The organism is Rhodopseudomonas sp. P2A-2r, assembly GCF_026015985.1.
Lineage (GTDB): Bacteria > Pseudomonadota > Alphaproteobacteria > Rhizobiales > Xanthobacteraceae > Tardiphaga.
The window spans coordinates 1,480,258-1,500,220 of the sequence record NZ_CP110389.1; the positions used below are offsets into that span (position 1 = coordinate 1,480,258).

19 protein-coding genes and 1 pseudogene are annotated in these 19,963 nt (G+C 64.6%); 16 read left to right on the forward strand and 4 right to left on the reverse strand.

Annotated elements, in window-relative coordinates:
- Nucleotide 1: 1 nt before the first annotated feature.
- From ONR75_RS07135 to ONR75_RS07165, 7 genes and pseudogenes are all read left to right on the forward strand, one after another.
- A pseudogene (locus ONR75_RS07135) lies at nt 2-435 on the forward strand (endonuclease domain-containing protein).
- A complete protein-coding gene (gene glyS, locus ONR75_RS07140; RefSeq protein ID WP_413776447.1) occupies nt 435-2,678 on the forward strand; it encodes a glycine--tRNA ligase subunit beta in 2,244 nt (747 codons plus the stop codon). The pseudogene ONR75_RS07135 and the gene glyS overlap by 1 nt, the downstream one beginning before the upstream one ends.
- A gap of 821 nt (nt 2,679-3,499) precedes the next feature.
- Nucleotides 3,500-4,507 (forward strand): ABC transporter substrate-binding protein, encoded by a 1,008-nt coding sequence (locus tag ONR75_RS07145; protein WP_265081990.1) that lies wholly within the window; start codon nt 3,500-3,502, stop codon nt 4,505-4,507.
- Nucleotides 4,508-4,816: 309 nt separating this feature from the next.
- Nucleotides 4,817-5,632, forward strand: a complete 816-nt coding sequence (locus ONR75_RS07150) for an ABC transporter permease (protein WP_265081991.1) — start codon at nt 4,817-4,819, stop codon at nt 5,630-5,632.
- A 4-nt stretch (nt 5,633-5,636) separates the two neighbouring features.
- Nucleotides 5,637-6,422, forward strand: coding sequence for an ABC transporter permease (locus ONR75_RS07155; protein WP_265081992.1), 786 nt, complete (start codon nt 5,637-5,639; stop codon nt 6,420-6,422).
- Nucleotides 6,419-7,495: an ABC transporter ATP-binding protein gene (locus ONR75_RS07160; protein WP_265081993.1), complete on the forward strand. Its 1,077-nt coding sequence runs from the start codon at nt 6,419-6,421 to the stop codon at nt 7,493-7,495. The genes ONR75_RS07155 and ONR75_RS07160 overlap by 4 nt, the downstream gene beginning before the upstream one ends.
- Nucleotides 7,492-8,331, forward strand: a complete 840-nt coding sequence (locus ONR75_RS07165; protein WP_265081994.1) for a phosphodiesterase — start codon at nt 7,492-7,494, stop codon at nt 8,329-8,331. The genes ONR75_RS07160 and ONR75_RS07165 overlap by 4 nt, the downstream gene beginning before the upstream one ends.
- 163 nt (nt 8,332-8,494) lie before the next feature.
- Here the strand turns inward: ONR75_RS07165 and ONR75_RS07170 are convergent, their stop codons facing one another.
- Genes ONR75_RS07170 through ONR75_RS07180 form a run of 3 tightly spaced genes read right to left on the reverse strand, consistent with a single transcriptional unit; the run spans nt 8,495 to nt 11,072 of the window.
- Nucleotides 8,495-9,196, reverse strand: coding sequence for a DUF1045 domain-containing protein (locus ONR75_RS07170; RefSeq protein WP_265081995.1), 702 nt, complete (start codon nt 9,194-9,196; stop codon nt 8,495-8,497).
- A gap of 20 nt (nt 9,197-9,216) precedes the next feature.
- Nucleotides 9,217-10,407, reverse strand: a complete 1,191-nt coding sequence (locus ONR75_RS07175) for an alpha-D-ribose 1-methylphosphonate 5-triphosphate diphosphatase (protein WP_265081996.1) — start codon at nt 10,405-10,407, stop codon at nt 9,217-9,219.
- Nucleotides 10,404-11,072 (reverse strand): DapH/DapD/GlmU-related protein, encoded by a 669-nt coding sequence (locus ONR75_RS07180; RefSeq protein ID WP_265081997.1) that lies wholly within the window; start codon nt 11,070-11,072, stop codon nt 10,404-10,406. Before ONR75_RS07180 ends, ONR75_RS07175 begins: the two co-directional genes overlap by 4 nt.
- A gap of 207 nt (nt 11,073-11,279) precedes the next feature.
- On the opposite strand from ONR75_RS07180, the gene phnC reads away from it, so the two are divergent.
- The 4 genes from phnC to phnE (ONR75_RS07200) all read left to right on the forward strand — a co-directional run bounded on the left by phnC (nt 11,280) and on the right by phnE (ONR75_RS07200) (nt 15,067).
- Complete coding sequence (gene phnC / locus ONR75_RS07185; RefSeq protein WP_265081998.1) at nt 11,280-12,095, forward strand: phosphonate ABC transporter ATP-binding protein; 816 nt, start codon at nt 11,280-11,282, stop codon at nt 12,093-12,095.
- A gap of 74 nt (nt 12,096-12,169) precedes the next feature.
- Nucleotides 12,170-13,108, forward strand: a complete 939-nt coding sequence (gene phnD, locus ONR75_RS07190) for a phosphonate ABC transporter substrate-binding protein (RefSeq protein WP_265081999.1) — start codon at nt 12,170-12,172, stop codon at nt 13,106-13,108.
- Nucleotides 13,109-13,325: 217 nt separating this feature from the next.
- Nucleotides 13,326-14,210 carry a phosphonate ABC transporter, permease protein PhnE gene (phnE, locus tag ONR75_RS07195; protein ID WP_265082000.1) on the forward strand — a complete coding sequence of 295 codons (885 nt, stop codon included), beginning with the start codon at nt 13,326-13,328 and terminating at the stop codon, nt 14,208-14,210.
- Nucleotides 14,211-14,212: 2 nt separating this feature from the next.
- Nucleotides 14,213-15,067 carry a phosphonate ABC transporter, permease protein PhnE gene (phnE, locus tag ONR75_RS07200; RefSeq protein WP_265083572.1) on the forward strand — a complete coding sequence of 285 codons (855 nt, stop codon included), beginning with the start codon at nt 14,213-14,215 and terminating at the stop codon, nt 15,065-15,067.
- Between the two features lie 180 nt (nt 15,068-15,247).
- Here the strand turns inward: phnE (ONR75_RS07200) and phnF are convergent, their stop codons facing one another.
- Complete coding sequence (gene phnF / locus ONR75_RS07205) at nt 15,248-15,970, reverse strand: phosphonate metabolism transcriptional regulator PhnF (protein WP_265082001.1); 723 nt, start codon at nt 15,968-15,970, stop codon at nt 15,248-15,250.
- 127 nt (nt 15,971-16,097) lie between these two features.
- Here phnF and phnG point away from each other — a divergent pair, with 127 nt between their 5' ends.
- Genes phnG through phnK form a run of 5 tightly spaced genes read left to right on the forward strand, consistent with a single transcriptional unit; the run spans nt 16,098 to nt 19,959 of the window.
- On the forward strand, nt 16,098-16,559 hold the full coding sequence (gene phnG / locus ONR75_RS07210) for a phosphonate C-P lyase system protein PhnG (RefSeq protein ID WP_265082002.1): 462 nt from the start codon (nt 16,098-16,100) through the stop codon (nt 16,557-16,559).
- Nucleotides 16,560-16,561: 2 nt separating this feature from the next.
- Entirely contained in the window at nt 16,562-17,170 is a 609-nt protein-coding gene (gene phnH / locus ONR75_RS07215; RefSeq protein ID WP_265082003.1) for a phosphonate C-P lyase system protein PhnH, read from the forward strand.
- Nucleotides 17,171-17,172: 2 nt separating this feature from the next.
- The gene (locus ONR75_RS07220) at nt 17,173-18,282 is read left to right on the forward strand and encodes a carbon-phosphorus lyase complex subunit PhnI (RefSeq protein WP_265082004.1); all 1,110 of its coding nucleotides are present in this window, start codon (nt 17,173-17,175) and stop codon (nt 18,280-18,282) included.
- A complete protein-coding gene (locus ONR75_RS07225; RefSeq protein ID WP_265082005.1) occupies nt 18,279-19,163 on the forward strand; it encodes an alpha-D-ribose 1-methylphosphonate 5-phosphate C-P-lyase PhnJ in 885 nt (294 codons plus the stop codon). Before ONR75_RS07220 ends, ONR75_RS07225 begins: the two co-directional genes overlap by 4 nt.
- A complete protein-coding gene (gene phnK, locus ONR75_RS07230; RefSeq protein WP_265082006.1) occupies nt 19,156-19,959 on the forward strand; it encodes a phosphonate C-P lyase system protein PhnK in 804 nt (267 codons plus the stop codon). The genes ONR75_RS07225 and phnK overlap by 8 nt, the downstream gene beginning before the upstream one ends.
- Nucleotides 19,960-19,963 lie beyond the last annotated feature (4 nt).

Consider the following 19,963-nt stretch of genomic DNA (forward strand, 5'->3'; position numbering starts at 1 on the left):
AATGGTCAAAAGACCCATCAGCGACTTCAAACGCAGGACCGCCAAGAAGCTGCGTGAAAACACGACTGTCGCCGAAGATATTCTCTGGCGACACCTGAGACGTCTCGACGTGAAGGGAAGTCACTTCCGCCGGCAGGTGGTGATCGGACCCTACATCGCCGACTTTGCATGTTTGGCCGAGCGGCTGATTGTCGAAGTGGACGGATCGCAGCACGGAGACGATGAAGGACTTCGCCGCGATCACGTCCGGACGCGCTGGCTGCAGTCGGAAGGTTATCGCGTGATACGATTTTGGAACAATGATGTGATGAGCAGGACCGACACTGTGCTGGAAGCTATTCACAACATGATCGCTGTCACCCCACCCCGCCTGCCTTCGGCAGGCGACCCTCCCCTCAAGGGGAGGGTGACGTCTCCCGCGTGGAAACCAAGTAATGCCCGATCTCCTTCTCGAACTGTTTTCCGAAGAAATTCCCGCCCGCATGCAGGCCAAGGCGGCGGAGGATCTGCGTCGCATGGTCACCGATCGGCTGGTCGCCGAGGGACTGGTCTATGAGGGCGCCAAGGCGTTTGCGACGCCGCGGCGGCTGGCGCTGACGGTGCATGGGATTCCCGCGCGTCAGTCGGATCTGAAACAGGAGCGCAAGGGGCCGCGGGTCGGCGGCGCGGAAGCGGCGATCGCCGGCTTCCTGAAGGCCACCGGGCTGAATTCGCTCGACGAGGCCAAGATCCAGCGCGACCCCAAGGGCGATTTCTACATCGCGCTGACCGAGAAGCCGGGCAAGCCGACGCTCGACGTGCTCGCCGAAATCCTGCCGCTGATCATCCGCACCTTCCCGTGGCCGAAGTCGATGCGCTGGGGCGAGCGTTCGGCGCGGCCGAGCGCGCTGCAATGGGTGCGGCCGCTGCATTCCATCGTCGCCACCTTCGGCATCGATACCGAAGAGCCCGAGGTGGTGCCGTTCACGCTGGACGGCGTCACGACAGGGCAGACCACGCGCGGCCATCGCTTCATGGCGCCCGCTGAATTCCCGGTGCGCCGCTTCGACGACTACGTGACCAAACTGCAGGACGCGAACGTGGTGCTCGATCCCGAGCGCCGCCGCGAGATCATTCTGGCAGATGCGCGCACGCTGTGCGGCGCGCAGAATTTCGAGCTGGTGGAAGATCCCGGCTTGCTCGAGGAAGTCGCCGGCCTGGTCGAATGGCCGGTGGTGCTGATGGGCTCGTTCGACGAAGCCTTCCTCGCCATTCCCGACGAGATGATCCGCGCCACCATCCGCACCAACCAGAAGTGCTTCGTGGTGCGCGACCCCGCCACCGGCCGTCTCGTCAACCGCTTCATCCTCACCGCCAATATCGAGGCCTCCGACGACGGCGCAGAAATCCGCGCCGGCAACGAGCGGGTGATCCGCGCGCGGCTGTCGGATGCAAAGTTCTTCTACGACACTGACCTGAAAACCAGACTGGAAGACCGGCTGCCGAAATTCGAGAACATCGTGTTCCACGAAAAGCTCGGCAGCCAGGCGGAGCGCATCAAGCGCATCGTGCGGCTCGCCGCCGAGATCGCGCCGCTGGTCGGCGCCGATGTGGAGCTAACCAAGCGCGCGGCAGAGCTGGCGAAGGCTGACCTGCTGACCGAGGCGGTCGGCGAATTTCCCGAGCTGCAGGGTCTGATGGGCAAGTACTACGCGCTGGCGCAGGGCGAAGATGCCGCCGTCGCTGCGGCGAGCGAGGAGCACTGGAAGCCTCTAGGACCAACAGACGGTTTACCCGAAAGCCCGGTGAGTGTTGCGGTCGCATTGGCGGACAAGTTTGATACTCTGCTCTGCTTCTGGGCAATAGTTGAAGAGCCTTCAGGCTCTAAGGACCCATTTGCTCTGCGTCGCGCTGCACTGGGTGCCGTTCGTTTCATCCTGCTTGGCTTTAAGTTAAATCTTACTTCGCTGTTTTTGGATCATCTTGATCAAACTGTCACCTATACCGCAGACGTGCACCCGGCAAGAAATGCTGTAGACATCTCGATGATGTTTCAGAATTTTAAGATGATGACCATCCACAGGGCGATCGACAGGCCCGTTACGGACGAAAAAATTGCTGCTTTAATAAACTCTCTCAAGCCTGAGTTTAAGAAGCATTTGATCGCTCGCTCCGAGCGCCTTCTTTCCTATTTTGCACAGCGGCTAGAAGGCCAGCTGCGTGAGCAGGGCGCGCGTCACGATCTCGTCGATGCCGTCTTCTCGCTCGGCGGCCAGGACGATCTGCTGATGGTGGTCCGTCGCGTCGAGGCTCTCGCAAAATTCCTCGATACCGACGACGGCAAGACTCTGCGCGCCGGTGTGAAGCGTGCGTCCAATATCCTCGGCATTGAGGAGAAGAAGGACAAGCGCCTCTATGATGGCGCGCCGGAGGCTGCGCTGTACCGGCTCGACGAGGAGAAGGCGCTGGCCAAGGCGATTGCCGAGGTCGGGCCGGAAGCCAGTGCCGCCGTGGCCAAGGAAGATTTTGCCGGCGCCATGACGGCGATGGCCAAGCTGCGCCCGGCGGTGGATGCGTTCTTCGACAAGGTCAAGGTCAACGACGACGACGCGGCCGTGCGCGAAAATCGCTTAAAATTGCTCAACGAGATTCGCGCCGCCACGCGCGCGGTGGCGGATTTCTCCAAGATCCAGGATTGAACGCAGGCTCAATGCGAAGTGGCTCGTTCCCCGGACGCACTGCATCACGCCGCCCTTGCGGCGTGGTGCGGTGCAGATCCGGGGCCGTCCCAATCACGGAGCCCGGTACGGTCCCGGATCTGCGCAGCGGCATGCGATGCTGCGCATCGCTGCCGCGGCGCGTCCGGGACACGGCAGCGGCGGCGCGTGAACAAAGCAAATTCTTCTTCATCGATATTGACTATAATCCAACAATAGACTTATAGTCCCCTCGTCCTGCTCAACGAGGGGCGCTGTCATGAGGCGTCTTGAGAGTGGAGGAGGATGCGGTGTTCCGCGCGTGTGCCTCGCACGCACACCCCGGGAGGCTGGAGGTCACCGTCCGGGCCCACTACGGGGCTCTGCCGCTATATGCCGGCTGGACGGGACAGTGACAAAGCGGAGAAATCCCGCCGGACACTGTCCCGGAAGAACGGTCCCCCGGCCCTAAACCCCGCGGTGGCGCGCCCGCAGGCGCCGCGATCCATCGCAAGATGGACCGCGTCCCAACCACCATCCCCGCGCCTGCCGGCGCGCCGCTCCCCTCATGTCCGGAGGGGAGGACTGCTCACACCTCGGACGCCATCGGCGCCGCGAGACAGCAGAAGCTTGGCTGTTTGACATTCGAATCGGAAGCCCCGCCGCGCATCCAGATGCAGCGCAGCAAATTTACTGTGCGGTGCGGTATTGCAGGGTTCCATTTGTCGTAAATGGTTCATACGCGACCTATAGTCGGGGGCCTTCAGATGCCCCGGCGCCCTGAAGGGCGAGATCCGGGCTGCATTGCTTTCGGAGAATGCGTGATGAAGCTTCGTTCCTTGATCCTGGCCGTGCTGGCCTTTGTGGTGCTTGCACCGGTGCAGGGCGCCCGCGCTGCCGACGTGATCTGCTACAATTGTCCGCCGGAATGGGCCGATTGGGGCACCATGCTCAAGGCGGTCAAGACCGACCTCGGCTACGACATTCCCACCGACAACAAGAATTCCGGTCAGGCGCTGGCGCAGATCATCGCCGAGAAGGCCAATCCGGTCGGCGACATCGGCTATTTCGGCGTCACCTTCGGCATGAAGGCCAAGGCGCAGGACGCGCTCGAGCCCTACAAGCCGGCCCATTGGGACCAGGTCGATGCCGGCCTGAAAGATCCTGACGGCTACTGGACCACGATCCATTCCGGCACCCTCGGCCTGTTCGTCAACAAGGATGCGCTGGGCGGCAAGCCGGTGCCGAAGTGCTGGGCCGATCTGTTGAAGCCCGACTACAAGGGCATGGTCGGCTATCTCGATCCGTCCTCGGCCGCGGTCGGCTATGTCGGCGCCGTCGCCATCAACCTCGCGCTCGGCGGCACTGCCGACAATTTCGAGCCCGGCCTGAAGTTCTTCAAGGACCTCAAGAAGAACGATCCGATCGTGCCGAAGCAGACGTCCTACGCCCGCGTCGTGTCCGGCGAAATGCCGATCCTGCTCGACTACGACTTCAACGCCTACCGCGCCAAATATTCCGAGAAGGGCAATTTCGATTTCGTGATTCCCTGCGAAGGCTCGGTGGTGTTTCCCTACGTCGTCGGCCTCGTGAAGAACGCGCCGGACAAGGACAAGGCCAAGAAGGTCATGGACTATCTGCTGTCCGACAAGGGCCAGGCGATCTGGACCAACGCCTATCTCCGCCCGGCCCGCAAGATCGAGTTGCCGGAAGCGGTGAAAGCCAAATTCCTGCCCGACAGCGACTACGCCCGCGCCAAGAGCGTGGACTGGGGCAAGATGGAGCTGGTGCAGAAGGCGTTTACGGACCGCTATCTCGCCGAAGTTCGCTAACGCGGGCTCACTCTTCACCTCTCCTCCGGGGAGAGGTCGACCGGCGAAGCGTAGCGAAGCCGGTCGGGTGAGGGGCTGACTCACCGTCCTCATGGTGAGGAGCGCGCCTCTTGGCGCGCGTCTCGAACCATGAGGCGGGGGGCGGTGCATGCGGCCATCCTTCGAGACGCGGTCGAAGACGACCGCTCCTCCAGCCTGAACGCAATTGCGTTCAGGCGAGGATGAGGAATTCGCACAGGGCGCCGCTATGGCCGCAGCGCTGGAATTGTATTTCAATCCCGGTGTGCAGATATCGAGTACGATCATTTCATGTCGCATAAATCCTTCATCTGGCTTTGCCTGCTGCCGCTTGTGGTGGTGACGGCCGCCTTCTTCCTGCTGCCGATGGCGCAGTTGCTGGTGGTCGGCGCGTCGGGCCCACGCGGGTTGTCGGCCTATCTCGCGATCCTCACCGAGCCGCGCTACCGCGCCACTTTGATCAACACCGTGGTGTTGTCGGCGGCGACAACCTTCGCGACGCTGGCGATTGCCACCGTTGCCGGGCTGTTCCTGCAGCGCCACCGCTTTCCCGGCCGCGCAATTCTGATCGCCATGCTGACCTTTCCGCTGGCGTTTCCCGGCGTGGTGATCGGCTTCCTGATCATTCTTCTCGCCGGCCGCCAGGGCCTCATCGGCGCGATCTCGCAGGCCATGAGCGGCGACAAGATCGTGTTCGCCTATTCGATCTTCGGCCTGTTTCTCGGCTATCTGTATTTCTCGATCCCGCGCGTGATCCTGACCATCATGGCGGCGGTGCAGAAGCTCGATCGCGGGCTGGAGGAAGCGGCGCGCTCGCTCGGCGCGAGCCCGTGGGAAGTGCAGCGCGATGTGGTGCTGCCGGCGCTCGGGCCTGCCTTCGTCGCGTCCGGCGCCATTGCCTTTGCCACAGCGATGGGCGCCTTCGGCACCGCGTTCACGCTGGCCACCAACATCGATGTGCTGCCGATGCTGATCTATACCGAGTTCACGCTGGCCGCGAATTTCTCGATCTCCGCGGCGCTGTCGATCGGCCTCGGCGTGATCGCCTGGGCGATCCTGGCGCTGGCGCGCTCCTTCAGCGGCGGCACCGTCGCGGCGGCGGGGTAGCATCATGCGCGATCGCCTGATCTTCGCCGGCCAGCTCGGTTTCACCCTTCTCGTCGCCGCGTTCCTCGTGGTGCCCGTGGTGCTGTCGATCTCGGCCGGCATCACCGTGAACTACTTTCGCGGCATTTCCTCCGGCGTCACCTTGCAATGGGTGGCGCAGGTCTGGGATCTCTATGCCGGCGAAATCGGCCTGTCGTTCCTGATCGCCTTCGCCACCTTGATCGTAACGCTCGCTATTGGCGTGCCGTCGGCCTATGCGCTGCATGTGCGCGGCGGAAAACTGTCGCGCATCGTCGAGGAAGTGATCACGCTGCCGCTGGCGATTCCCGGCCTCGCCATCGCGCTGGCGCTGCTGCTCACCTATGGCGGCTTCAGCGGCTTTCGCCGCTCCTGGGCGTTCATCCTCGCCGGCCATGTGGTGTTCTGCATGCCGTTCATGGTGCGCTCGGTGATGGCGGTGTTCTCGACCATCGATATCAAGACGCTCGACGAGGGCGCGGCCTCCTTGGGCGCTTCGCCGTGGCGGCGCTTCGGCAATGTCATCGTGCCCAATGCGATGCCCGGCATCATCGCGGGATCGCTGATGGTGGTGACGCTGTCGCTCGGCGAATTCAATCTCACCTGGATGCTGCACACGCCGCTAACCAAGACATTGCCGGTCGGGCTCGCCGATGCCTATGCCTCGATGCGGCTGGAAGTGGCCTCCGCCTATACGCTGATCTTCTTCGTCATGATTGTCCCTTTGCTGGTGGCGATGCAGATGCTGGCTGACAAGGGACAAAAGACATGACGACCACAGCATCGCACGGCGCCGCCGTGCATATCGAAAACTGCGGCAAGACCTTTGCCGATGGCACGCAGGCCTTGGCGCCCGCCTCGCTCGACATCATCAGCGGCGAGACGCTGGTGCTGCTTGGTCCTAGCGGCTGCGGCAAGACCACGATGCTGCGCATCATCGCCGGGCTGGAAACGCCGGACCAAGGTGGTCGCGTGTTGTTCGACACGACGGACATGACATCGGTGCCGATCGAGCAGCGCCATGTCGGCATGGTGTTCCAGTCCTACGCGCTGTTTCCCAACATGAGCGTCGCCGACAATATCGGCTACGGCCTCAAGATCCGCGGCGTGGCGAAGGCCGCGCGCGACCAGCGCATCGCCGAAATGGTGGCGCTGACCAATCTCACCGGGCTGCAGGACCGGCGCATCGATCAGCTCTCCGGCGGCCAGCGCCAGCGCGTCGCGCTGGCGCGTGCCGTGGCGATCCGCCCGCGCGTGCTGCTGCTCGACGAGCCCTTGACCGCGCTCGATGCGAGCTTGCGCGACCGGCTGCGGGGCGAACTAAACCGCTTGCTGCGCTCGCTGGGGATCACCGCGATCTATGTGACGCACGATCAGGCGGAAGCCATGGAGCTCGGCGACCGCATCGTGGTGATGCGCAAGGGCGCGATCGCGCAGATCGGCACGCCGCGCGAGATCTACTTCGCGCCGCAGAGCCGGTTCGTGGCGGAGTTCGTCGGCGCCGCCAATATCATCGAGGCGCCGGTGGCCGAGGGGCATCTCGTGCTGCCGGGCGGACGCCTCGAGGTTGCGACCGCGGCCGATGCCGCGGTCGCAACTGCTGCGGTCACCACTGCCATGATCAGGCCGGAGACCATCGCCATCGTCGACGCCGCCAATGCATCGCTATGCGGCGTCATCGACAGCATCAGCTTCATCGGCGACAAGCAACGCATGGTCGTGACCGGCGCGGCCGACAAGCCGCTGACCATCGACGCGCCCAACACGGTCTCCGTGAAGACCGGCGACCGCGTCGGCCTGTCCATCGCGCCGGCTGCGGTGCGCCTGTTGCCCGGAGACGCGTGATGTCGAAACCGATCCTGATCGCGCAGATCTCCGACCTGCATATCAAGGCGCCCGGTCAACTGGCCTACGGCAAGGTCGATACCGCGGCGGCGCTGGCGCGTTGCGTGGCGGCGCTGAATGCCTTGCAGCCGCGGCCGGATCTGGTGGTGATCTCCGGCGACCTCGCGGATACGCCGACGCCGCAGGAATACGACCACCTCAGGCGATTGCTGGCGCCGCTCGAAATTCCCTTCATCGCGATTCCCGGCAATCACGATGCTCGCGCGCTGATGCGCGCGGCGTTTCCCGAACAGGCCTATGCATCGCCCGACGGCGCACTCAATCAGCTGCACAGCGTCGGCGGCCTCGATCTCGTGCTGCTGGACTCCAGCGTGCACGGCAAGCCGCACGGCGAGCTCGAGGGCGCCACGCTGCAATGGCTCGATGAGACGCTTGCATCGTCATCGGACAGGCCGGCGCTGCTGTTCCTGCATCATCCTCCATTCCGCACCGGCATCGAACACATGGACGTGCAGAACCTGTTCAATGCCGCCGATCTGGCCGCGATCGTCCGCCGACATCCGCGCGTGCAGCTGGTGGCTGCCGGGCACGTCCATCGGGCGACGATGACTTTGTTTGCCGGCGTCCCGGCTACGATCTGTCCGGCGCCCAATCACGCGGTGGATCTCGATCTCGACGGGCGGCGCGCGCCGTCGTTCAAAGTGGAGCCGCCTGCGTTTCACCTGCACGTCTGGTTTCCCGGCGCGGGATTCGGGCATGTGGTGACGCATCAGGTGCCGATCGGCGATTTCGACGGCCCGCATCCGTTCTTCGGCGCGGATGGCAAGTTGCTGTAGCGCCAAAGCTCAGGCTGTCGTCCCCGCGAAAGCGGGGACCCATTAAACACAGGCGACAGTAATTCAAGCTTGGGCGGCGGTGTTTACTTGGTCGCCCGGTCCAGACGCGCAATTGCGCGTCCGGCCGGGCGATGACATTCGAGTGTGATTTGGAGCCGCGCGCTTACCGCGCCGTCAGCGCATCCTGCTTGATGACCCGAAACCGCGCCGCTGCATCGTCCTGTTTAAACAGCGCGATGCGATCGATCGCCACTGAGGTCAGGGCCAGCGTCTCGAAGCGGGCGCGCAGCATGGCCAGGATCGGGCGTTGCCGCGAATCGGTCATGCGGCCGGTCAGCGTCATGTGGAAGCGAAAATCCTCGCCGACATGGGGATAGCCCCAGCGGTCAAGCTGTTCGACCTGGCGCGGCGTCAGCGTTTCCGGCTTCCTGCGAGCACGATCCTCGGCCGACAGCGGCGCGCGGAAGGCGTCGAAGGCCTCGACGCAGTCCTGCGCCAGCGCCTGCAGCGTGGCCGAACGCTCGGCCGGGACCACGGCGATGAAGCCGCTGATGCCATGGACGGCCGGCTTGATCACGGGAATCTCGCGCGGCTGCCGCGCGAAGTCGGCGCAAGCGGCCAGAAGCTCCGCTTCGGTGGTGCCTGGCGCCAGCGCGAACGGCGCCTTCAGCGTGGCGTGAAAACCGTATTTGCGCGGGTCCTGCGTCAGCTCGTGCCAGTCCGGCGCGGCCGCGACGGCGTCCTTCGGAAAGGCCACGTCGTTGCCTGACAGGGCATCATAGCCAAGCAGGGCAGCGCCGAAGCGGGCAAGCGGTTTGCGGGTGGGCGGGGCGTAATAGATCGCGTAGCGGGGATATGAAGTCATTGCTGCAGTTTAAAGCAACGTCACGCCGCCGCAACCTTGCTGAGCGCGGGCGCCGACCGCGTCACCCGATCCGTCTCGGTGAGATGCACCAGCCGTCCGGCAGCGATCACCGCGACGACGCGCGGTCGCAATGCCACGGTATCGTCGACCAGGATGATGTCGGCGCGCTGGCCGGTCTGGAGCGTGCCGCGGTCGGTGAGGCCCGCGGCCTGGGCCGGCGCTGACGATACAAGCGCCCAGGCTTGCCGCAGCGGCAGAATGCCGTCGGTGACCAGCCGGAACGCCGCCAGCAACTGCGCCGGATAATAGTAGTCGGACGCCAGCACGGAGCACAGGCCCTGGGCGATCATGTCGGACGCTTTGGTCCAGCCGGTGTGGCTGCCGCCGCGCACCACATTGGGCGCGCCGAACACGATGAAATCGCCGGCCGCCGCAGCGGCCTTCGCGGTCTCGACGTTAATCGGGAATTCCGCGATCGTGACGCCGAGATTGCGGAAATCATCGCGCATCGCCGGGGTCGCATCGTCGTGGGACAAGGTTGCTACGCCTGCTGTGCCTGCCGCCTGTGCCAGCCGTGCGATCGAGCCCGGCACCTGATCGGCACGGGAGATGGTGCGCTCGACCAGTTGGTCGAACGCCTCGAAGCTCAGCCCGGTGCGTTCAGCCATGCGGATGCGCTTCTCCGGCTTCTTCGGATTGTGCACGGCGGTGGTGATGTGGTCGTTGAACGCCAGCAGGTCGATGCGGCCGTCCGCGAGCCAGGCCTTGATCTCGTCCTCGGCGCCGAGGTTGTAGGTCTCCTGCCGCAGGTGAAAGCGGGTATCGGCGGCAAGCTGCGGCCGCAGCGCTTCGATGGCCTCGAGCAGGCCGCGCGCATTGTCGACGCTGCGCAGGCCGGGCTCCCACGAGCAGGTTGTGCCGTGGAAGACGGTGGTGATGCCGTTGGCGATCACCTGGCGGTCGCTGTCGATCAAGGCGACGTCGAGCGGAAAATCCACACCCGGGCGCGGCATCATCTGGCGCTCGAAGGCGTCGCCGTGGATGTCGACGATCCCCGGCAGTACCAGCAGGTCGGCGGCATCGATGGTGAGCGTGGCGCGGCCGGCATGGGAGCCGATGGACGCGATGTCGCTGCCGGCGACCTGCAGCGAGGCCTCGGCGATTTTGCCGTCGATGAGCGCGCGGCCGCCTTCAATCAGGATGTCGATCATGTGGAAGTCAGTTGCTCTGCAGGAAGCGGTCGGGTGGGCGAGGTCTGAGCTTCATATTTGCCGACAAAATCCTCCACGGCAAGGTGGCGGAAGTCCGGCAAGGCCTGGCGCAGCGTCTCGTGATCCCAGTCCCACCACGCCAGCGCGACGAGCCGCTCGGCAATGCCGTCGGCGAAGCGCGGGCGGATGATGCGAGCAGGATTGCCGCCGACGATGCTGTAGGCGGGCACGTCCTTGGTGACGATGGCGCCGGCGGCGATCACTGCGCCGGTGCCGATGTTGCGGCCGGGCAGGATGACCGCACCGTGGCCGATCCAGACGTCGTGGCCGATGGTCACGTGATGCGCGCGCCGCCAGTCGAAGAAATCGGCGTCGTCGCTCTCGCCGTCGAAATAGGCGCTGGAGCGATAGGTGAAGTGCGACTGGGTCGCCCGATGCATCGGATGGTTGCCGGGATTGATCCGGGTCATCGCCGCGATCGAGCAGAACTTGCCGATCGTGGTGTAGGTGATCTGGGAATCGTTCACGACGTAGGAGTAATCGCCGAGCGTGACTTCCTGCAGGATGGTGCGGGCGCCGACCTCGCAATAGGCGCCGATGCTGACATCGCGCAACGTGGCGCTGGGATCGACGAAGGGTTCGGTTGAGAGCATCTTGCCGGCCATGAGAAGTCCCGTAGATCACGGCTGCGTTGCGCCTCCGCACGCGCTCCTCTTCAATCGCTTCCGTGACGGCGTCATGACGCGTGCGTGACGGCCGCACAGATATCCCGGCGTTTGCGACGCGTCGACCTGTGCAGTTCCGGGCGCGTGTCACATCACTGTAAAGGGCAGGCGTTAGCGGTGTGTCATCGATGATGACTGGAGTTTCGCATGCTGGTGGTGGAAGGGTTGACGTGCCGGTTCGGCACCAAGGCAGCCGTGGACAACGCGTCGTTCTCCATTCCGCCCGGGAGCTTCGTCGGCGTGATCGGCCGTTCGGGTGCCGGCAAGTCGACGCTGCTGCGCATGATCAACCGCCTCGCGGATTCCACCGAAGGCCGCATCCTCTATGAGGGCGAAAACGTCACAGCGCTGCGCGGCAAGGAATTGCGGCAGTGGCGCGCGCGTTCGGCGATGATCTTCCAGCAGTTCAACCTGGTCGGTCGGCTCGACGTGCTGACCAACGTGCTGATGGGCCGCCTTGCGGCGACGCCGTCATGGCGCTCGCTGACGCAGATCTGGTCCGAGAAGGATCGCGCGCTGGCGATGTCGGCGCTGGAGCAGTTCGACATGGCGCAGCTGGCATCGCAGCGCGCCGATCAGTTGTCCGGCGGCCAGCAGCAGCGCGTGGCAATCGCGCGCGCGCTGGTGCAGGACCCCGATATCATCCTGGCGGACGAGCCGATCGCCTCATTGGATCCGCGCAACACCCGCATCGTCATGGATGCGCTGCTGCGCATCAACAAGCATTTCGGCATCACTGTGATCGTCAACCTGCATTCGCTGGATCTGGCGCGCAGCTATTGCGACAGGCTGATCGGCATGTCGGCCGGCCGCGTGGTGTTCGACGGCGCGCCTGCGGCGCTGACCGAGCACGTCGCGCGCGAGCTGTATGATCTCGAGGCCGACGAGGTGATGGGCACGGCGTCGGGGCACGTTCCCGCCGACACAAGAATTCCGGCCTTCGGCACGGCTGCCGTGGCCTGAGCAAGACGTTTCGTACGTGGGCGGCCTGCAGTCGCGCAGCCGCTCTTTCCACCATGACAAAAACAGGTGATCCGATGATCAATCGTCGCAAGATTTTGCTCAGCGCCGCGGCGCTGGCCCTCACGGTCTCCGCCGCTTCGGCGCAGGACTGGAAGACCAAACATCCGGAACTGACCTTCGCGGTGGTTCCCGCCGAGAATGCCTCGGGCGTGACCGAGCGCTGGACGCCGTTCGCCGCCTACCTGTCCAAGGAACTGGGCGTGAAGGTCAACCTGCGTATCGCCAACGATTATGCCGCGGTGATCGAGGGCCAGCGCTCCGGCAACATCCAGCTCGCAAGCTACGGTTCGGCGTCGTTTGCGCGCGCGCGCCTCACCGGCGTCAAGACCGATGCCTTCGCCAACGACATCAACATCGACGGCTCGACCGGCTACTATTCGGTGTTCTTCGTCAAGGCGACCAGCCCCTACAAGACCGTCGACAATCTGAAGGGCAAGAACCTCGGCCTCGTCGATCCCAACTCGACCTCGGGCAACAACGTGCCGCGCTTCGAGCTCGACAAGATGGGCATCTCCGACGCCGACACCTATTTCAGCAAGGTGGTGTTCACCGGCAGCCACGAGAACGCGCTGCTGGCGCTGTCGCAGGGCACCGTCGATGTCGCCGCCAACCAGTGGACCAACGACAACGACTCGACGCTGCAGCAGATGCTCACCAAGGGCATGCTGAAGAACAGCGACGGTTCGGCGATGAAGAAGGAAGACTTCCGCATCATCCACAAGTCGGCGCCGATCATCAACGGTCCCTATGCCTATAGCTCGGACCTGCCGGACGACCTGAAGGCGGCGATCGCCAAGGCTTTCATGGACGCGCCGACCAAGGACAAGGCCGCCTTCGACAAGCTCTCGGATGGCCAGAAGAAGGGCTTCCATCCCGCCACCACCAAGGATTGGGATGCAACGGTCGAGCTGATCAAGTTCGTCGACAACCTGCGCAAGAAGAAGGCGTCGTAATCGGCACTGGTGCCGCAGTTCCCTCTCCCCGCCTGCGGGGAGAGGGTGGCTCGAAGCGGCGAAGCCGGTTCGAGTCGGGTGAGGGGAGCCAGAGTTTTACTCGCTGGCTCCCCTCACCCGAAGCCTCGCTGGCGCTCGGCTTCGACCTCTCCCCGCAAGCGGGGAGAGGTGAATGCCTGCCTGTTGCGTGCCGTATCCCTCAGAAAGCATTCTTGCTGTGACTGCCGCCGTTTCCATCCTGCCGGGCCCGCAGCTCGCCGCGCTGAACGATGCCTACCGCAAGGCGGTGGCGCGCAAACGGATGCGTATGGCGGTCGCCGCGGCCGTCTTCGCAGCAGCGCTGTTCGCGGCCAGCGTCGGCGCAGAAGTCAATCTGCGCACGCTGTTCACCTATATCGGCAACTTCGTCAGCTACTTCGATCGCATCCTGACGCTGGAAAGCGGCGCGCGGGTATGGACCGACATCCCCGAATGGTTCTGGGGCTGGAACAAATGGTTGTGGCTGCTCGGCGAAACCATCCTGATCAGCTATGTCGGCACGTTGAGCGGTGCGATCCTCGGGTTTGGGCTGAGCTTCGTCGCGGCGGAGAATACCTCGCCGTCCATCTGGCTGCGCTTCGTGGTGCGCCGCTTCATGGAATTCTGCCGCACCGTGCCGGATATCGTGTTCGCGCTGATCTTCGTCATCGCCTTCGGCCTCGGTCCGATGGCCGGCGTGCTGGCCATCGCCATCCACTGCGTCGGCGCGCTCGGCAAGCAATATTCCGAGATGGTCGAGAACATCGACATGAAGCCGGTGGAAGGCGTGCGCGCGACCGGCGGCGGCTGGGTCGCCTGCATGCGCTTCGCGGTGCTGCCGCAGGTCACCGCAGGCTTTGCCAGCTATTCGCTGCTGCGCTTCGAGATCAATGTGCGCGGCGCCTCGGTGATGGGGTTCGTCGGCGCCGGCGGCATAGGCCAGGAACTCATCGTCGCGATCCGCAAGTTCTATTATTCGGACGTCAGCGCGATTCTGGTGCTGATCATCCTCACGGTCTTCGTCATCGATATCGGCACCGGCTGGGCGCGCCAGCGATTGTTCGGCCAGGACGGGCGCAAATGACCATGTCATCCGAGCCCAACGACCATCCCGATCTGGCAGGCCTGCGCGCCCGCTATCCGGCGATCTTCTTCCGGCCGCTGTCGTCGCGTCTCGCGGCGCCGCTGGTTCTGCTGGGGGCGGCGGCACTGCTTGTCGTCGGGCTATACCTGCTGGAATTCTCGCCGGCACGGATGCTGGCGGGACTGCATCAGCTGGTCTGGATCACCCTGATGATGTTCCCGCCCAATCCCGGATCGTCGCTGCCGACCTATCTGGCGGCGATGGGTGAGACCTTGTCCATTGCCTTGCTCGGCACGGTCCTCGCGGCACTCTTCGCTCTGCCGGTCAGCCTGCTGGCGGCGCGCAACATCGTGCCGTCGGCGATCTTCCGGTCGCCGATCCGTCGCTTCCTCGATACGATCCGCGGCGTCGATACGCTGATCTGGGCGCTGGTCTGGATCAATGTTGTGGGCCTCGGCCCGTTCGCCGGGGTGCTGGCGATTGCGGTGTCGGACTTCGGCGCATTCGGCAAACTGTTCTCCGAGGCGATCGAGGGTGCCGACAAGAAGCAGGTCGAGGGCGTCCGTGCTTCCGGCGGCAACGCTTTGCACGAGATCCGCTTCGGCCTGCTGCCGCAGGTGCTGCCGGTGATCGCGGGTCAGGTGCTGTACTTCATCGAATCCAACACCCGCTCCGCGACCATCATCGGTATCGTAGGTGCCGGCGGCATCGGCCTGCAACTGGCCGAGCAGATCCGCACGCTGGAATGGCAGAACGTGTCGTTCCTTATTCTGATGATCCTGGTGGCGGTGGCTGCCATCGACTTCATATCGAGCCGGTTGCGCTTCGCCATCATCGGGCGAAGGGCTGTGGCGTAGACTGGCTCGTTGACGTAGCCGTCATCCTGAGGCGCGAGCTCTTGCGAGCCTCGAAGGACGACGGCGGGCTCACAGTGCGCGGCCATCCTTTGAGGCTCGCCGAAAACGGCGAGCGCCTCCAGCGAAACGGCGAAGCCGTTTCGTGGGGATGACAGCTGAGTAAGTGGCGGCGTCGCTAGGCTACCCGTTCTCCACCACGAACTCGACGCGCTCGGCGACGAATCGCGAGCGTGAAAACTTCAGCGGTGTACCGTCGATGCCGACGTCGGTGCTGTCGACGATCAGCACCGGACGACCCAGTGCGATGTCGAGCCGTGCCGCATCGGTGGCATTGGCGATGGCCGCGGTGATGCGGGTCGAGAGCCGGCGGTAGTCCGTGATGCCGTAATACGCCAATAGTTTTGTCGTGGAGTTCAGGCGCTCGTAGACCGCCGCGGCGTCGGCAAAGCGGTCGGCGGGAAACCAGGTGGTGCCGATACAGATCGGCGTCTTGTCGGCAAACCGCAGCGCTTCGATCCGCACCAGCGGCGCGCCGGTCTTCAGGCGAAGCTGTTTGGCGATGTCCCGCGTTGCCGGTTCGGTGCCGGATTCGATCAGCCTTCCGTCCGGCTCTCGACCGCCGGCGCCGACGATCTCCGAGAACCGCGTGCGCGAGCGCAGCGGATAGGCCAGCTTCGGCGCTTCCACATAGGTGCCGCTGCCGCGCTCGGCGCGCACAAATCCGCGTTCCGCCAGCGTCGCCAGCGCGCGGCGCACGGTGTGGCGGTTGACGCGGTAGATCTCCGCGATTTCGGTTTCGCCCGGCAGCTTGTCGCCGGATGCGTAGGTGCCGTCGGCGATGCCGCGCTCGATCCCGTCGGCGACCTGCCGCCACAGCGCCACGCCTGTGTCCTGCATGCTCATGTTGGCGATCTACACGCAGCGCTGCGTCCGACGCCAGAAAAAAGTGCAGATGTCATGAAAAGGTCATGGCATCTCCGTATGAAGTTGTCTATTAACATAGACAACTTCACGCAGGCAATCGGACCCCATGACCAGCGCCGACACAGACGATCTCACGATGCGGCGGCAGGCCGCCATGGCCGTGCTCGCTCACGTCGCGGCCGACGACATCGCCGGGCATCTGGTCGGCATTGCCGTGCCGGCCCATGAAAACATGCGCGAGCCGGAAAACGGGCTGGTGATGTTGCGCGGCCGTGCCGGCGGCGACGGCGTGCCATTCAATCTCGGCGAGGCTACGGTGTCGCGCGCAGCGGTGCGGCTCGCCAGCGGCGAGGTCGGGATCGGCTACACGCTCGGGCGGGATCGCGACAAGGCAGGGCTGATTGCCTTGTGTGATGCACTGATCCAGACGACCGACCATGCCGCGGCCATCGAGACGCAGGTTCTCGCGCCGTTGCGCTCGCGGGTCGATGCCGAACGTCGCAAAAAGACGGCCGAGACCGCGGCGACGCGGGTCGATTTCTACACGCTGGTGCGCGGGGAGAGCTGATCATGACAACGGTTGCAGAAATGCCGGCGGGATTCGCCAACAAGGTTCTGTCGGCGCAATCGACGTTCCGCTCGGTGATGGACGCCATGGCGCGGCCCGGCAGCGTGCAGCGCATCGCGGCACCCTCCGGCGTACCCAGTCCGATGATGCGCGGCACCGCCGCGATTGCGCTGACGCTGTTCGATCAGGATACCCCGGTCTGGCTCGATGCCGCGATGACGGCGGCTCCTGACGCCGGCAAGTGGATCAGGTTTCATTGCAGCGCGCCGATGGTCGCCGATTCCGGCATCGCGGATTTTGCCGTGATTGGAGATCCGCTTCTGTTGCAGGGACTCGATCGCTTCGCGCTTGGCTCCGGCGAATATCCCGATCGCTCCACCACGCTGATCGTTCAGGTGGAGAGCCTGACGCATGGGGCGGCCATCGAACTGTCCGGCCCCGGCATCGACGGCACGACCTTGCTGCGCGCGACCATCGGCATTCCCGACCTGCTCGGCCAGCTCAGTGCCAATCACGCGCTGTTTCCGCGCGGCGTCGATCTCATTCTGGTGGCTGACGACGCCATCGTCGCGATCCCGCGTACCACACGCCTTATCGCCAGGGAGGGCTGACCATGTATGTGGCCGTCAAGGGTGGCGAACGCGCCATCGAGAATGCGCATCGTCTGCTTGCCCATGAGCGCCGCGGCGATCGTGATGTGCCGGAAGTGTCATTGGACCAGATCTCCGAACAGCTCAGCCTCGGCGTCGATCGCGTCATGACCGAAGGTTCGCTGTACGACCGCGAGTTGGCGGCGCTGGCCATCAAGCAGGCGCGCGGCGACATGATCGAGGCGATCTTCCTGCTGCGCGCCTTCCGCGCCACGCTGCCGCGCTTCGGCGCCAGCGAGCCGGTGGACACCGGGCAGATGCAGGTGCGGCGGCGGGTCTCGGCGACCTTCAAGGACATTCCCGGCGGCCAGATCCTCGGCCCGACCTTCGACTACACCCATCGCCTGCTCGATCCGTCGCTTCTCGGCACATCTGCCGCGCCGGACGCGCCGGCAGCAGCGGACGAGGCGCCGGTGGCCATGCCGCGGGTGACCGACATCCTCGGCCGCGACGGATTGATCGAAGCCTCGCAGCAGGCCGATCTGGACGCGCCGGTCGGCGATCTCACCCGAGACGCCCTGAAGTTTCCCGCCGAGCGCGATCTGCGGCTGCAGAATCTGGCACGGGCCGACGAGGGCTTTCTGCTGGCCATGGGCTATTCCACCCAGCGCGGCTACGGCCGCAACCATCCCTTCGTCGGCGAGATCCGGCTCGGCGAGGTCGAGGTCGAATTCATGGCGGAGGATGCCGGCTTCGTGGTGCCGCTAGGCGCCATCACCGTGACCGAATGCCAGATGGTCACCCAGTTCAAGGGCTCCGACACCCAGGCGCCGTGCTTTACCCGCGGCTATGGTCTCGCCTTCGGTCAGTCCGAACGCAAGACCATGTCCATGTCACTGGTCGACCGTGCGCTGCGTGCCCGTGAACTCGGCGAAGACGTCGGCGCGCCGGCGCAGGACGAGGAGTTCGTGCTGTCGCATTCCGACAATGTGCAGGCCACCGGCTTCGTCGAACATCTCAAGCTGCCACACTACGTCGACTTCCAGGCAGAGCTCGGGCTGCTGCGCCAGCTCCGCAAGGAGTTCGAACAGGCCAACAGCGCGCCAGACGCCATGAAGGAGGCCGCGGAATGAACGCACCGACATACAATTTTGCCTATCTGGACGAGCAGACCAAGCGGATGATCCGCCGCGCCATCCTCAAGGCAATCGCCATCCCCGGCTATCAGGTGCCGTTTGCGTCCAGGGAAATGCCGATGCCCTATGGCTGGGGCACCGGCGGCGTGCAGGTGACTGCGGCTATCCTCGGGCCGGACGACCGGCTCAAGGTGATCGACCAAGGCTCCGACGACACCACCAATGCGATCTCGATCCGAAAATTCTTCGAGAAGACCGCGGGCGTGGCGACCACCACCAGCACGATCGATGCAACGGTGATCCAGACCCGGCACCGCATTCCCGAAGCGCCGCTGCACGACAACCAGGTGCTGGTGTATCAGGTGCCGATCCCGGAGCCGCTGCGCTATCTCGAGCCGCGGGAGACCGAGACACGGCGCATGCATGCGCTGGAAGAATACGGCCTGATGCACGTCAAGCTGTATGAGGACATCGCGCGCTTTGGCCACATCGCCACGGCCTTTGCCTATCCGGTCAAGGTCAATGCGCGTTATGTGATGGACCCGTCGCCGACGCCGAAATTCGACAACCCGAAGATGGACAACTGCCCGGCGCTGCAGCTGTTCGGCGCCGGCCGCGAGAAGCGTATCTACGCCGTGCCGCCGCACACCTCGGTGGTGTCGCTCGATTTCGAGGACCATCCGTTCACGCGCTATCGTCACGACGCGCCCTGCGCGCTGTGCGGCGCCGACGATTCCTATCTCGACGAGATCGTCACCGACGACAAGGGCGGCCGCATGTTCGTCTGTTCCGACACCGACTTCTGCGAGACTCGCCAGGCCCATGGCCATCGCGGCAGCGAGAATGCCGATCTGCCCGCGGAGGCCACCCATGTTTGAGATCGCAACAGTCTCGCGCGATGACGACCAGCCGCTGCTGGTTGCCGACGGCCTGTCCAAATCCTTCGGCCAGCTGCAGGCCTGCCGCGACGTGTCGTTTTCCCTGTATCCCGGCGAGGTGCTGGCGATCGTCGGCGAGTCCGGCTCGGGAAAGTCGACGCTGCTGCAGCTGTTGTCGGCTCAGATGGCGCCCAATGCCGGCAGCGTGTCGTACCGCATGCGCGACGGCGTGCTGCGTGATCTCGCGGATCTCGGCGAGGCCGAACGCCGCTTCCTGTTCCGCACCGATTGGGGCTTCGTCCATCAGGATGCGGCGATGGGTCTGCGCATGGGCGTCTCGGCCGGCGCCAATGTCGGCGAACGGCTGATGGCGGTCGGCCACAACCACTACGGCAAGATCCGGCAGACCGCCGCGTCGTGGCTGGAGCGCGTGGAGATTTCCACCGACCGGATTGACGACGCGCCAAAGACCTATTCCGGCGGCATGCGGCAGCGCCTGCAGATCGCCCGCAATCTGGTGACCGAGCCGCGACTGGTGTTCATGGACGAGCCCACAGGGGGACTCGACGTCTCCGTGCAGGCGCGACTCCTGGACATGATGCGCACGCTGGTCAGCGAACTCGGCCTCGCCGCTATCGTCGTGACGCACGATCTCGCGGTGGCGCGGCTGCTGTCACACCGGGTGATGGTGATGCAGGGCGGCCGGGTCATCGAGACCGGGCTGACCGACCAGGTGCTCGACGATCCGCATCAGCCCTATACACAACTGCTCGTTTCCTCGATCCTGCCGGCGTGAGGTC